Raw genomic sequence first — 14554 nt, forward strand, 5'->3', positions numbered from 1 at the left:
TCACCCTGCTTCAAAATTGACAGGATCTGGCTTTCCGTAAATCTCGATTTCTTCATGTCGTTCTCCAAGCGTATAAAAGGCCGGAGAAGTCCAATTTTCAACCCAATGGTTTGCGGGGATGATTACCGATCCTAAGCGAAGAAGAAATTCTTCAATTCTGGAAACGGAATGTGGTCAGAAGCAAGGTCATATCCTTATGCGCGCTCGTCCTGCCTCTTTTTGCAGCTTTTCTTTTGTTCCACGGGGTTTTGGAGCCGACTGTGGTTTGTTGGATTGGTCTCGGTGGTTTGACGATTTATGCGTTCTGTCAGCTGGTTCTGATTGATGGTCTCGAAAGGCTGCTCGGAACCTGGAGAGCCGCCTCGTTCAGGAAATCGCGAAAATCTGGAGAAAGGGCATGGAAGTTTGTCGATGCCTCAGAACTGACCTTTAGGGCCAACACTCCGTTGGACACAGCGGACGGATCGTCAAACTAACTTTGCAACTTGTTGATCCAGTGCTTTTGCGAACTGCAATCCAGATCTTGAAGTGTCCAGCCGTTTGACATGCGGTTTTCTGGAAAATCCCATTCACTCGATGCGCGAAAAGGAGACGGAGATGACGGAAGCAACGGATCTTGCAACTTCTCTGCAAGAGATGAGCGATGCCAGGCTGTATATCCGCACAAAACCATTCATAAAGGTGACTATTATGAAGGCGGCAGAACTTTCGGGAATGGGTCTCAGCACCTTCGTGACCACTGCGGCATTCTTGCGCGCGCAAGATGTCATTGCAGCTCATGAAAGGACAGTACTGGCTCCGGACGATCACTCAACATTTTTCGAGGCGCTAGACCGCTCAGCTGCACCAACTGATAGTCTGTTGGGGTCTGCCAAGTTGCACAGAGAGATTGTCGTCGAGGGTGACTGACGGCTTGGGTCGCTCAAACTCGGGCTACACGTTCGTTTCTACGCAAAATGCCTGTGTCAGAGAAATTGTTGCGTCAATCATCTGCCAATCGCCCGAATAGCCGCATGTCGAAGCGCTGGCGCCCTATGATCATTTTCCGCCTTTGAGTTCCCTCGTATCTAAATCCTGCATTGGTTAGAACGCGGCCTGAGGCTAAATTTCCAGCCAACGTCCAAGCTTCCAGCCGGTAGAGGTTCATTACCTGGTGGCAATGTTTGGTGACTACGATCAGCGTTTCTGTAGCGTATCCATTCCCCCAAAAAGGCTTGCCGAACTCGTAGCCGATGACTGCTACTGACGCCCGTTTGTCGATTGAGTTCAAGCGAATGCAGCCAAGGAGTTCTCGGGTCTCGACGTCACGTACCATCCAGGCGAAACCCTTGCTTTGCTGAGATAAGCGAACCATCCAGTCCACAAATCCTCTTGCACGTTTTTCGGTTGGCGCGCGAGGTAAGTCGGAGTGTGCCGATGTCTCTGGAGCAGATATGATCGGATAATACTCTTCCCAGTCCTCGGAGCGAACTTGGGTTAACTGCAACCGACGGGTTGTCAAATCTAGAGCCATTCGAAGCTCCAGACACACACACATGCGAAAAATACGCAGGCAAAATGACAGAGTCTTTTCATTGAGAAATTTTTTGAGACAGTTGAAGCTATAGGGAAAATGGCCGCTTGTATTTGATGTCAAGTTCGCGACAGGACTTCTGGAGAGCTTGTCTGCTTCTGCAATGCAGGCGTAGCGAACTTTATTTTTCACACTAAAGACAGGTAGACGGGATGTAGGAAAGTCGCTCTAAAGTGAAATCACCCACATTTGCTAAGGTTCGTCACTCGCTATGTTGAAGCGCATGCGATCACCGACCACCATCAAGTTATTGCAGTTCTACGGTCACCTTATTGATGGTGCCGCTGAACGGGAAAGGGGCTTCTTTTTCGTAGGCACGAGAAACCGTTGATCCAAGATCCATGCCTATGTCCAAGGTTTCCGTTGCCGAGTATCGCGCGGGAACTACCATCGTTACCTCTCCAGTCGCGGCCTCATTTCCATCAACAAGTAGGGTTGCGGTCCCGCCTGTGACTTCCTTCCCCGGGTTAAACGGTGCCTGTTCGTAGACCATCTTCACGCTGTGAGTGCCAGGTTCGAGTGGCGTTTCTCCGGCGACACGGTATCGTTCTTTGCCGAAAAAGTTGAACTCGTAGACCGGAACGCCACCGTCGAGGTAGAGCGTATAGCCCGCAGAGGAGCCGCCGTTGGCAATTAGCACGCCACTAGCGCCTTCTTGAGACACTTCGATGTCTGCAGTGATCGTATGAGAACGCTGGTAGGCTGGAGCAGCGCTACCCTCAGGCACGCGGACTGTGCCGGAGGTGTATGTGAACACTGTTCGGCCCTTCGTGACAGAAGGCCGCTCAGGGTTTGTCGCACGCTCGGCAAAGCGGTCGTCCAGAGGGTAGACATCGAATTTTTGCGCCTCCTCGTCGAAGAGTGCCTGAAGTTCGGCCAGCTTTTCAGGGTTCTCGGCGGCTAGATCATGCGCTTGCGAAAAGTCTTCCTCGATGTTGTAGAGTTCCCAGACGCTGTCTTCGAACCCCACCGAGCCTGTGAGTACCCATGGAGCGCCATGGAACGAGGCGGCGACCCAGCCGTCATGATAGAGCGCTCTATGGCCGCCGGTTTCGAAATACTGGGTCTGTCGGGTGCCGGGTGCCGCAGCATCGGCGAAGCTGTAATCCATACTGACACCCGCCATGGGTGTCTGCTCTGTTCCGTTCACGACCTTGGGCTCCGGAACGCCGACGGCCTCCAAGATGGTCGGGGCGATGTCTACGACATGATGAAACTGCGTCCGGATTCCTCCACTGTCTGAAATTCGACTGGGCCAGCTAACGATCATGCCGTTCCGGGTTCCACCGAAATGGGAGGGCACGCGCTTCATCCACTGAAACGGGGAAGACCCTGCCCACGCCCAGCCAACGGGGTAATGGTTTTCGTGCAGCGGGCCGCCGATTTCGTCGATCTCCGGCAACTGCGCATCTACCGTGTCCGGTATGCCATTCTGGGTCATCATATTGTTGAGAGTACCAGTGACACTGCCTTCTGCGCTCGGCCCGTTGTCGCCTGCCACGAGGATGATCAGCGTGTTGTCGCCCTCAGGTGTTGATCGAACTTTCTCGATCAACCTGCCTATCTCATGGTCCGTTTGGGCAAGAAAGCCGGCGAACACTTCCTGGTGCCTGCTGAAAATAGTTTGGGCATCCGCGTCAAGCGAGTCCCATGCAGCGATTTCATCCGGTCTCGGTGTCAGCTCCGTGTTCGCGGGGACGAGTCCCATGTCTTTTTGTTTAGACAGGGTCTGTTCGCGTACCGCGTCCCATCCCTGATCGAACTTACCCGAAAACTTTTCGATCCAGTCTTTGCTGACATGCAGGGGGGCGTGGACGGCTCCTGGCGCGAAATAAAGAAAGAAGGGCTTGTCTGGTGCGATCGAATTTTGGCGGTCCAGCCAGGCGATCGCATCGTCGACCAAATCGACGTTGAGATTGTAACCGTCTTCGGGGCGCGTTGCGGGCTCGACGGGCGTGGTGTTGCGAAAAAGTTGAGGCTCCCACTGGCTAGTTTCTCCACCTTGAAAACCGTACCAGTATTCGAAACCCAGACCAGTGGGCCAGCGATCAAACGGCCCTATTGGGGAAGTCTCCCAATCTGGTGTGTTGTGCCATTTACCGAAGGCTGCAGTGGAGTAGCCTTGATCCTTGAGGATCTCCGCAATCGTACCGGATGAGCGTGGCCATATGCTGTTGTATCCCGGATATCCGGTGGACAGCTCCGTGATCGTACCGAAGCCACTCTGGTGATGATTGCGTCCAGTCAGCAGCGCCGCGCGTGTGGGGGAGCAGATGGCAGTAGTATGAAACCGTGTGTAGCGGAGTCCCTCATCTGCCAAAGCATCCATTGCAGGGGTTGGGATCGGGCCACCGAACGTGCCTGGTTGTCCGAAACCGAGATCATCGATGAGAACCACTAGAACGTTGGGAGCACCTTCAGGAGGTGTGACGGGTTGCGGATAATCCTGCGTCGAACCTTCGAACGTCTCCGTGATCGTCCCTTCGAATGGCGCAGGTGGCAACGGAAGAACAGATCCATCACGGGGCATGTCTTGGGCAAATGCCACGCTCGATGCGCTCACACTCAGCGCAACAATACCACCTTGCATGGTTTGGCGAACGAATTGGTTCAACATTTCTGGCCTCCTGACGGAACCGTCACATTCAACGCACTTAGGTTGCCATACTATTTTAAATTGAGCACCTTCAAAAGTTCACGCGACTTCGTAGCTGCGCCCAGGTGGAACGATTTCAACCAACCAACCTGGAAATTTCGTTGAGCTCTTGAATAGTTGGAGAGTCTGCAATTCCGACTGTAAGTGTGAAGAGCTGCAAATCAGATCAGCGCCCCCATTCCGGACATTATGGTCTGTTGCTCTTAGTATTCAGAGCGGACATTTTTCATGACTCTCCCCAAGGTATGCGTTGTTAACAATGCGCGGTAGTAACCGATTGCCATGCTTAGAGATTGTGGCAATGTCAAACCAAGTCTGAAGACCGCGCCAGTGTGCAGTTGAGAAAATTTAACGTGCCAGGTCGTGCATCACCTTTATCAGGTCCGATTTGCCTTCAAATCCGATACCTGGGAGTTCGGGGATCACGATATGGCCATCTGAAACCGCAACGCCATCCGGAAAGCCTCCATAGGGCTGGAACAGATCTGGGTAACTTTCATTGCCTCCAAGCCCCAGCCCCGCCGCGATGTTGAGCGACATCTGGTGTCCGCCGTGGGGAATACAGCGCGACGGTGACCAGCCAAGCTCATCAAGTACATCAAGGGTGCGCAGATACTCCACAAGACCGTAGGAAAGGGCGCAGTCGAACTGAAGCCAGTCCCGATCCGGCCGCATCCCGCCATAGCGGATCAGATTGCGGGCATCCTGGTGCGAGAACAGGTTTTCTCCCGTTGCCATGGGGCCAGGATAGAATTCCGCCATCGCGGCCTGTAGCTGATAGTCGAGAGGGTCGCCGATTTCCTCGTACCAGAACAACGGATATTGCCTCAGCATCTTTGCGTAGGCGATGGCGGTTTCAAGGTCAAACCGCCCGTTTGCGTCCACGGCGAGCTGGGCCTCGCCGTCAATTTCAGCGAGCACCGCTTCGATCCGGCGCTGGTCTTCCGCCAGCGTAGCCCCGCCGATCTTCATTTTGACCACGTTGTAGCCGCGGTCGAGATAACCGCGCATCTCCTTGCGCAGGGCACTGTCATCCTTGCCGGGGTAGTAATATCCGCCGGCGGCATAGACGAATACGCGCGGATCGGCCTCTACACCCTTTCGCTCGGCGAGCAGGCGGAACAGCGGCTTGCTTTCGATCTTCGCGATCGCGTCCCAAACAGCCATGTCGATCGTGCCGACGGCGACCGAGCGCTCTCCGTGTCCACCAGGCTTTTCGTTCTGCATCATCGCAGCCCAGATCCGGTGGGCGTCCAGGTTCGTTCCTTCATCGTTCAAAAGCGACGCTGGTTCGGCTTCAAGCACGCGGCCGCGAAAACGCTCACGGATGAGACCACCTTGTCCGTAACGGCCGTTGGAGTTGAAGCCGTAGCCCACGACCCGGTGTCCGTCCCGGACGACATCGGTCACAACGGCCACAAGACTTGCTGTCATTTTGCTGAAATCGATATAGGCGTTCCGAATTGGTGAGGAGATCGGTTTCGTGACCTCACAGATGTCGACGATCCGCATTGGTGTTTTCCTGTTTTGCTGCATGCGTTGGTGTCGACTGGAAAATTAGACGAAGACCGGTTCAACCGGCCAATGCCGTTTCCGGGTATAATTATGCAAAAATTGCATAAATCACATAACGCCGGCACTCACCGTTTTCTGCCAGAATACTTCGCTGTGCGCAGACAGGCGCGAACGAGGGCGGTAGATAACGACCTCAACCAGGATGTCACTGTCTTTCCTTGCGCACCGCACCAGACTTCCACGGGAGAGTTCAGGCTCTGCCAGCGAAAGCGGAAGGAAGGCGACGCCCTGACCTTCTTTTGCCATTTCAAGATTGGCCGAGGCCAGAACGGAGCTCATGGCAACATGAAAGGGCGGGCGTCCGTAAACTGCCCAGTAGGATTCCAGGATGGTGTGCAGCCCTGAGGCGGCAGCATAGGATATGAACGGGATGTCCGGCAGACCGGCTTCGAGGTTCCAGATTGGGTGTCCTCCGGAATCTGGAGCACAAAGCGGGACGAGACTGTCTCTTCCGATCGTATGGTAGGTGAATTGCCTTTCCGGCAGAACTGAAGGGCCGACAGGGCCTCTGTGACAGATGAAGAAATTGACATCGCCGCTTTCCATCAGCCGGGTGCATTGGCGATGCGTGTCCGAAACCATGTTGAGCGTGCCGACTTCGCCAGGTCCCGCCACCTGCATCAGCCAGCGGGGTACGAATGTGTAGGACAGGGCATGGGTGGCAGCGAGATTGAGGAAACGTTTCGCCTGTCCCGCCGCTTCGAGAGCTTCCAGCCGAGCGTCGGAAAGCAGTCTGACGATGACTTCCGCCCGGGACTGGAACGCCTTGCCTGCCGGCGTCAGGGCAACCTGCCGCGTGGTGCGAACAACAAGGGGGGTCTGGATGGCGCTCTCCAGTGTGCGGATGCGGCGGCTGAATGCAGGTTGGGTGAGGTTCCGATTTTCGGCCGCGCGTGAAAAGTTCATTTCACGCGCCAGTTCGAGAAAGTCCTCAAGCAGCGCCAGGTCCATAGACTGACCTTCCTTGCGATCCATGCGATTTCTGCATTAGTAGCAGGTTGCCGCATTCAACGCGATGCCTATTGCCCGCGGCTGAGATGTTGACTGGAGATCTGGAACGGTTCGGCTGCATTCGCTTTCTGTATCCTCTCGGCAAGAGCGTCAACGAAGAGACGGACCTTTGCGGTAAGGTTGTGACGCTCCGGATAGATGGCCGAGATATTCGCTGTCTGGAAATAGTCCGGCAGAACGACCCGTAGGCGACCTTCGCGCACATGACTGGCTATATCCCACTCTGACCGGAGCATGATGCCATGGCCTGCCAGCATCCATTCGCGCGCAATCTCGCCGTCGTTCGAACTCAGTCTGCCGTTCACGCGCGCCGAAACGGTTTCTCCCCCAAGGTCGTCGAACCTCCAGATATCGTAGATGTCATGCTCCTGTCTGAGCACGATGCATTGATGATCCTTCAAGTCCTTCAATAATTTAGGTTCCCCATGCGTTTCCAGGTAAGAGGTGGAAGCACACATGAAACGCCGGTTCCTTTGCAGAAGACGCTGGATCAGGTTGCTTGTCGGCGGATTGCCGAACCGGATGTTCAGATCGAAGCCCTGCTCGATGATATTCATCGGCGCATCGGTCACCACCAGCTGCACGTCGACGTCGGGATACCGGTCCGAGAATTCCGCGACGGTCGGCGCTATGTAGGCCCGGCTGAACCCGAAGGTGGCGTTGATGCGCAGCAGACCACTGGGACGCTCCCGTCCCACGCGGAGGCTGTTTTCCAGTTCCTCTATCTCGCCCAGCAGGCGAACCGCCTTCCTGAAATACGCTTCACCTTCGCCTGTAAGACTGACCCTGCGTGTCGTGCGGTTCATGAGGCGAACACCCAGTCTCTCCTCAAGTCGGGCAAGCCTCCGGCTAACAGCTGATGCCGTCACCCCGATTTCCCGCGCTGTCTCAACGAAGCTTTCATGCCTTGCGAGAAGCACGAAAAATCCCAGATCGCCCTCATTCATTGATTACCCCTACGCAATAATGAAGTGCAAAATCTGAATTTAATTATTCTAGAGCAGCAGTCTAGGCTCTTTTTGCCGGTCTGTGAGGAGTGACCGGACCCTGGGCGTAACTAACCTTTCCGCAGGGTAGTAAGCAGATCGTGTCCGCAGGCCATGGCCTATGCGGCGTGCTGCTTCAATTTTCGGTGTGCCGCGCGCGGCATTCCAAGAGGAGGAAACCATGAAGAAAACAGTCGCAACCATTCTTGTCGCGTTGCTGGGGGCCGCGGGCTCCGCTGCCGCTCAGTCGCCGGCAGATTTCCCGAACAAGCCGATGACCTACATTATTCCGTTCAATGCAGGCGGGGAATCCGACATTTCTGCCCGGTTCCAGCAGTCCGAATGGGAGAACGTAACCGGTCAGCAGGTCGTCATCCAGTATCAGCCCGGCGCGGGCGGTGCGCAGGCCTGGTCCCAGCTGAATTCGCTACCGGGCGACGGCTACACAATCATGGGCATCAACATGCCGCATACCGTGCTTCAGCCGCTTGCCGGTTCGGTGGGATATGCCACTGAGGACCTGACGCCAGTGCACTATTTCCACTATACGCCGGACGCAATCTTCGTGCGCGCGGAAAGCCAATTCAACACGCTTGGCGAACTGATCGAATACGCCAAGGCCAATCCGGGCCTCGTCACCTTCGCAGGATCGGGTTCTAATTCGTCGAACAATCTCGCTGCGATCCGCTTCAACAGTCAGGCTGACGTGGTGACGACATATGTTCCTTTCTCCGGAACAGGCCCTTCAATCACCGCGGTCCTTGGCGGCTCGACGATGGCAGGTTTCAACTATGCGACTTCCGGCATCAGCCAGGGGGATGCGCTCAGGATGCTTGCGGTCGCGGCGGAAGAACGTCTGCCCGCCTTCCCCGACGTGCCAACTTTCAAGGAACTTGGCTATGACATCGTCGGCGGTGCCTACCGCGGCGTTGCGGTTCCGACCTCGACCCCCGAGGATCTGCGCCAGAGCATTTCCGACATCGTATCGAAGATCAATTCGCAGCCGGATTTCGTCAAGAAGATGGAAGACGGCGGCTTCGTTCTGACCGACATTGGCTATGACAAGATGGATGACTTCGTCGCCAAACGGGTCGAGGAATATACCGAGGGCGCGAAAGCGCTGGGTATCATTCAGTAACGGCATGCGAAGATGGACATTCTCGGCTACCTTCTGGACGCCCTGACGCCGTTCAACCTGATGCTCGCGCTTGTCGGCGTGGTTCTCGGAACGGTGATTGGCGCACTGCCCGGACTCTCGGCGACCATGGCGGTGGCCGTGCTTGTCCCCTTCACATTCACCATGGATCCCGCCGCGGGCCTGATTGCCCTCGGCGCGATCTACACGGGCGCCATTTACGGCGGCGCCTTTGCCGCAATCCTTGTGAATACGCCCGGAACACCTTCGGCGATCGCGACGACGTTCGATGGCTTCCCCATGGCCAAGCGTGGCGATGGCGGGCTTGCAATTTCGCTGGCAACCATCGCATCGGTTTCCGGCGGCATCATCGGTGCGCTTGCACTCCTGATGCTGGCACCGCCGCTCGCTAAAGTCGCGCTTGCCTTCGGCCCCACGGAATATTTCTGGCTGGCAGTCTTCGGACTGACCCTCATTGCGGCCCTGTCTGTCGGCAATACGATAAAGGGACTGATCGGCGCCTGTATCGGCCTGTTCCTGTCGATGGTCGGCGTTGCCGTTGTCGGCGGAGACGTTCGCTACACCATGGGGATGCAGCGCTTCTTGTCGGGGATCGATCTGACTTCTGCAATCATCGGCCTTTATTGCGTGCCGGTGATCCTCGATCTCGTCGCGACCGCGGACCCGCACCTGAAACCCTCTGCCACCGGCGGCCTCAGGCTAATGGAAGGCACGCGCAAGGCGATCGCGAGTAAGTTCAATATCCTGCGATCCTCCATCATCGGTACCGTCATTGGCATTCTGCCGGGTGCAGGCGGTTCCATTGCAGGTCTTGTATCCTATTCCGAAGCCCGCCGTTCGTCGGGCGAGCCTGAAAGCTTCGGCAAGGGTAACCCCGAAGGTGTCATCGCGACGGAGGCCGCCAACAACGCGACTGTCGGAGGTGGCTTTATCCCGACACTGGTCCTCGGGATTCCGGGAACACCGCCGGATGCGATCATCCTGGGCGCTCTCCTGGTCCAGGGGATCAAGATAGGCCCGACACTGTTCACCACCGACGCACCCGTGGTCTACACCTTCATCTGGGGACTGCTGATAGCCACGGTGCTGATGCTGCCGGTGGGACTTCTGATCGGACGCTACGCCTACAATTCCATCATCAAGGTGCCCAAGTCCGTCCTTGCTCCGACCGTCGCTCTCCTGACGATCATCGGCTCCTTTGCGATCCATTCCAACGTGGAGGACTCTCAGCTCATGGTCGCGCTCGGGATCCTCGCCTGGATCCTGAACCGCTATGGCTTTCAGCCTTCGCCGATCGTGCTCGGTCTGGTACTCGGCTCGATCGCTGAACAGGGCTTCGTGCAGACCTGGCTCATCGGCAATGCATCCGGCCGTATTCCCGAAATGTTCTTCGGGCGTCCGATCAGCATCGGTATCATCTGCGTCGCGCTTCTGACGCTCCTTTTCCCGATCTGGTCGGAATGGAAGGCGAAACGCCGTCGCCAGCTCGAGGTCGCCGGTGCGGTGGTGGAGGACGCCGGCGCTGGGATCGAGCCCGAAGGAAAGACCCGCAACCTGCCATCAATGGTCATCGCCGCCCTCCTCATCGCGCTCGGCGTGTGGACCTACACCGTGGCCGGTAGCATGTCGCCATTGGGCTCGGTGTTTCCGAAAACCATATCCGTCGCCCTGATGGTCTTTTCCGCAATGCTGATCGTCCAGCACATCCGCCGTCCGGCAGGCCCAGCAAGTACAAACCCGGCCTTTGACAGCGGCACCCGCCGCAGGACGGCACTCGGCGCGGTAATGATGGCGTGGGTCATTGCTATGCCTGAGATCGGCTTCCTTGCCACCAGCCTCGTTGCTTTCGGACTGATCATGGCGATCGCGGATTACGACCGTCCGGCGGTTCGTGTCTGGCTGATCTGGTCTGCCGCCGGCATAGCGATCTGTACGGGCTTCTGGTGGCTTATGGCGAATGTGTTGCTGTTGCGCATGCCCGCCGGACTGCTTTTCTGAACTGGAGTAAATCATGAGCAAGAGAACGCACAAGATCGCCGCCATCGGCGGCGACGGGATAGGTGTGGAAGTCGTCGATGCTTGCCTGGAGGTGCTGGATGCGCTGGCCGGCCGAGACGGCAGCTTCGAATTCGAGGTCGAGAGCTTTGACTGGTCGACAGATCGCTACAAACGCACGGGCGAATTCATGCCCAAGGACGGCGCCAATCGGTTGCGGGCCTTCGATGCGATCCTCTTCGGTGCGGTCGGCGCACCCGATGTGTCCGATCACCTGACCCTCTGGGGACTGCGCCTGTCGATCTGCCAGCCGCTCGATCAGTACGCAAATGTCCGCCCGACCCGGGTCCTGCCCGGCATTCGGTCGCCCCTTCGTCATGTGAACGGCGGAGAGCTCGACTGGGTTATTGTTCGTGAGAACTCGGAAGGGGAGTATGCAGGACAGGGTGGTCGGTCCCACCCGGGCCTGCCGCTGGAAGTGGCAACGGATGTCTCGATTTTCACCCGTGCCGGTATTGAGCGTATCATGCGCTTTGCCTTCCGGCTGGCGCAAAGCCGCCCACGCAAGCTGCTGACCGTAGTGACGAAATCCAACGCGCAACGGCATGGCATGGTGCTCTGGGACGAGATCGCCGCCGAAATCGCACGAGAATTTCCCGACGTAACCTGGGACAAGATGCTGGTGGACGCCATGACCGTACGCATGGTGATGAACCCGTCCTCGCTGGATACGATCGTCGCGACCAACTTGCACGCAGATATTCTTTCCGATCTTGCCGCCGCTCTTTCCGGTTCGATCGGAGTCGCGCCGACAGCGAATCTGAACCCCGAACGGGACACGCCATCGATGTTCGAGCCGATCCACGGCAGTGCCTTCGACATCACCGGCAAGGGCGTCGCCAACCCGGTGGCGACTTTCTGGACGGCCGCGATGATGCTGGAGCACCTCAACGAAAAGCCGGCAGCCGAACGGCTGATGCAAGCGGTTGAAACCGTCACCGCCGATCCATCGCTGCACACGCCCGATCTTGGCGGTAAGGCCACCACGCGCATGGTCACCGACGCAGTCATCGCTGCAATCCGCGGCCGCAACGACTAGGAAGCGCCATGAACAATCATTTGAAAATCGCAGTTATTCCTGGGGATGGCATCGGAAAGGAAGTCGTTCCGGAGGGGCTCCGCGTTCTCGAAGCCGCCGCCAAGCGGCACGGCATCGGCATGGATTTCGACGAATTCGACTTCGCGTCCTGTGACTATTACGCGAAGCACGGGCAGATGATGCCCGACGACTGGAAATCCAGGATCGAAACCCACGACGCCTTGTATTTCGGTGCGGTGGGGTGGCCCGAAACCGTTCCAGACCACGTATCGCTTTGGGGATCACTGATCCAGTTCCGCCGCCAGTTCGACCAATATATCAGCCTGCGTCCCGCCCGCCTCATGCCCGGAGTGCCTTGCCCGTTGGCGGGGCGTGCGCCCGGCGACATCGACATGTGGATCGTGCGCGAGAATACCGAAGGCGAATATTCCTCGATCGGTGGCAAGATGTTTGCCGATACCCCGCGCGAGGTGGTCCTGCAGGAGACTGTCATGAGCCGGATCGGTGTGGACCGGGTCCTGAAATACGCTTTTGAACTGGCCGCGAAGCGTCCGCGCAAGAGGCTGACCTCGGCCACCAAGTCAAACGGCATCTCGATCACCATGCCCTATTGGGACGAGCGGGTTGTGGAGATGGCCAAGGCCTTTCCGGATGTCGGTGTCGACAAGTATCACATCGATATCCTAACGGCGCATTTCGTGCTGAACCCTGACAGGTTCGACGTGGTGGTTGCCTCCAACCTGTTCGGCGACATCCTCTCCGATCTTGGCCCGGCATGCACCGGAACCATCGGCATCGCTCCGTCCGGGAACATCAATCCGGAGCGGACATTCCCCTCGCTGTTCGAACCTGTCCACGGCTCGGCTCCCGATATCGCGGGCAAGGGAATTGCAAACCCGATCGGGCAGATCTGGGCCGGTGCCATGATGCTGGACCACCTGGGCCATAGCGAAGCCGCGTCTGACATTGTTGCTGCAATCGAACGGGTCTTGGCCGAACAGGTGCTCAGAACCCGCGATCTGGGCGGGACGGCGGATACGATAACCTGCGGCAAGGCGGTCGCCGATGCACTTTCCTGACAAGGGGGTGGCTAAACGTTCCGAAGGCCGCCGGCACCGCGCCGTCCTGAAGGAACTATTCGATGTTGCTGTCGCCGCTGCGGACCCGATGCGCGTCGTACCTTCCGTGTTGCCGCCGCGCCCGGGAGGGCGCGTCGTCGTCATTGGTGCCGGCAAGGCTTCCGCCAGGATGGGCGAGGCTGTCGAGGCGGTCTGGGGGGCTTGTGAAGGCCTGATCCTGACCCGCGACGGATACGCCCGGGAGCTGAAGGGGATTGAAGTCGTTTGCGCCTCGCACCCGGTCCCGGACCGTCGCGGGCAAGCCGGAACGCGGCGTCTGCTTCAGCTTCTCGATACTTGCGAAGAGGATGATTTCGTTCTGGCTCTGATCTCGGGCGGAGGCTCCGCCCTTCTGACGTGTCCGGCTGGCAATAGTACCCTCGAAGAAGAGCAGGAGCTGACCCGTTCGTTGCTCGCTTCGGGTGCTCCGATCTCGCAGATGAATACCCTGCGCAAGCACCTTTCCCGTGCCAAGGGAGGTCGTCTTGCTGCTGCAGCCTGGCCTGCCCGCATGCTGTCGCTGATTATCTCCGATGTTCCGGGAGACGATCCAGCAATGGTCGCCTCCGGCCCGACGGTTGCCGATGAAACGTCACCGGAAGACGCAAGGAAGATTGCCGCGCACTGGTCGATCGGGCTCACCGCGTCGATGCATGCCGTTCTTGCCAGTCCTGCGGGCACGTGGCCTTGGGCTGTGCCCGAATTGTCGCGGGTGGAAAATGTCATGATCGCCGCACCTGCCATGTCGCTCGACGCCGCAAGGCAACATGCGGCACGGCTGGGCATTCGGGTCAGAGTGCTCGGAGATGCGATCGAAGGCGAGGCGCGTGATGTCGCAGCCGATCACGCGAAGGCGGCACTCGAAGAACTTGCCGTCCTTGCGCCGGGCGAGACGTCCTTGCTGCTTTCGGGAGGCGAATGCACGGTCTCTAGGCGCGGCCGGGGAACCGGAGGACCGAACGCCGAATTCTGCCTCGCACTCGCCTGCGCGTTGGAAGGCGCGAAGGGCATCTCGGCCATTGCCTGCGATACGGACGGTGTCGACGGTGCAGCGGAGGTCGCCGGTGCGATGATCGACGAAACAACGCCAGCCCGTGCCCGGACACTGGGAGTGTCAATGCACGCAGCACTCGACCAGAATGACAGCCATTCCTTCTTTGCAGCGCTAGGCGACCAGGTTATTTCAGGCCCAACCCTGACGAACGTCAACGACTTCCGGGCAATTCTTGTTTCGCGATGACCTGCCGTCGCCAAATGTCGCCTTTGCCTTCCCTCTTTGGTCGTTCGCATGCAGCAAAATGCCATCTGGTTGCGGGCGCCTTCAAGTTGATGCTCGGTTGCTTCTTGCAAGAAGTAGAAGTCTTTTCCCGTTATGCTCCGAGTTA

Annotated in this window: 11 protein-coding genes; 6 read left to right on the plus strand and 5 right to left on the minus strand. The window is 57.8% G+C overall.

All coding sequences use genetic code 11. From position 1 onward, the window contains the following. Positions 1 to 597: 597 nt before the first annotated feature. Positions 598 to 909, plus strand: coding sequence for a DUF1778 domain-containing protein (locus HEP89_RS15490; RefSeq protein WP_168692444.1), 312 nt, complete (start codon positions 598 to 600; stop codon positions 907 to 909). A 73-nt stretch (positions 910 to 982) separates the two neighbouring features. Here the strand turns inward: HEP89_RS15490 and HEP89_RS15495 are convergent, their stop codons facing one another. The 5 genes from HEP89_RS15495 to HEP89_RS15515 form a co-directional block, all read right to left on the minus strand. Further along, positions 983 to 1513 (minus strand): GNAT family protein, encoded by a 531-nt coding sequence (locus tag HEP89_RS15495; RefSeq protein WP_158514166.1) that lies wholly within the window; start codon positions 1511 to 1513, stop codon positions 983 to 985. 307 nt (positions 1514 to 1820) lie between these two features. Beyond that, positions 1821 to 4190, minus strand: a complete 2370-nt coding sequence (locus tag HEP89_RS15500) for an arylsulfatase (RefSeq protein ID WP_168692445.1) — start codon at positions 4188 to 4190, stop codon at positions 1821 to 1823. Positions 4191 to 4577: 387 nt separating this feature from the next. Next, positions 4578 to 5741, minus strand: coding sequence for a mandelate racemase/muconate lactonizing enzyme family protein (locus HEP89_RS15505; RefSeq protein ID WP_062491459.1), 1164 nt, complete (start codon positions 5739 to 5741; stop codon positions 4578 to 4580). Positions 5742 to 5852: 111 nt separating this feature from the next. Beyond that, positions 5853 to 6779 (minus strand): LysR family transcriptional regulator, encoded by a 927-nt coding sequence (locus tag HEP89_RS15510; RefSeq protein WP_077292231.1) that lies wholly within the window; start codon positions 6777 to 6779, stop codon positions 5853 to 5855. Between the two features lie 44 nt (positions 6780 to 6823). Further along, a complete protein-coding gene (locus HEP89_RS15515; RefSeq protein ID WP_077292232.1) occupies positions 6824 to 7762 on the minus strand; it encodes a LysR family transcriptional regulator in 939 nt (312 codons plus the stop codon). Positions 7763 to 7982: 220 nt separating this feature from the next. On the opposite strand from HEP89_RS15515, the gene HEP89_RS15520 reads away from it, so the two are divergent. Genes HEP89_RS15520 through HEP89_RS15540 form a run of 5 tightly spaced genes read left to right on the plus strand, consistent with a single transcriptional unit; the run spans position 7983 to position 14409 of the window. After that, a complete protein-coding gene (locus tag HEP89_RS15520; RefSeq protein WP_168692446.1) occupies positions 7983 to 8939 on the plus strand; it encodes a tripartite tricarboxylate transporter substrate binding protein in 957 nt (318 codons plus the stop codon). 12 nt (positions 8940 to 8951) lie between these two features. After that, positions 8952 to 10955 (plus strand): tripartite tricarboxylate transporter permease, encoded by a 2004-nt coding sequence (locus HEP89_RS15525; RefSeq protein WP_168692447.1) that lies wholly within the window; start codon positions 8952 to 8954, stop codon positions 10953 to 10955. Positions 10956 to 10968: 13 nt separating this feature from the next. Continuing rightward, entirely contained in the window at positions 10969 to 12051 is a 1083-nt protein-coding gene (locus HEP89_RS15530) for a tartrate dehydrogenase (protein WP_168692448.1), read from the plus strand. An 8-nt stretch (positions 12052 to 12059) separates the two neighbouring features. Further along, positions 12060 to 13130: a tartrate dehydrogenase gene (locus HEP89_RS15535; protein WP_168692449.1), complete on the plus strand. Its 1071-nt coding sequence runs from the start codon at positions 12060 to 12062 to the stop codon at positions 13128 to 13130. Next, entirely contained in the window at positions 13117 to 14409 is a 1293-nt protein-coding gene (locus HEP89_RS15540) for a glycerate kinase (protein WP_168692450.1), read from the plus strand. Before HEP89_RS15535 ends, HEP89_RS15540 begins: the two co-directional genes overlap by 14 nt. Positions 14410 to 14554: the final 145 nt, after the last annotated feature.

Origin of the sequence: Labrenzia sp. 5N (assembly GCF_012395805.1) — a bacterium.
Lineage (GTDB): Bacteria > Pseudomonadota > Alphaproteobacteria > Rhizobiales > Stappiaceae > Roseibium > Roseibium algicola.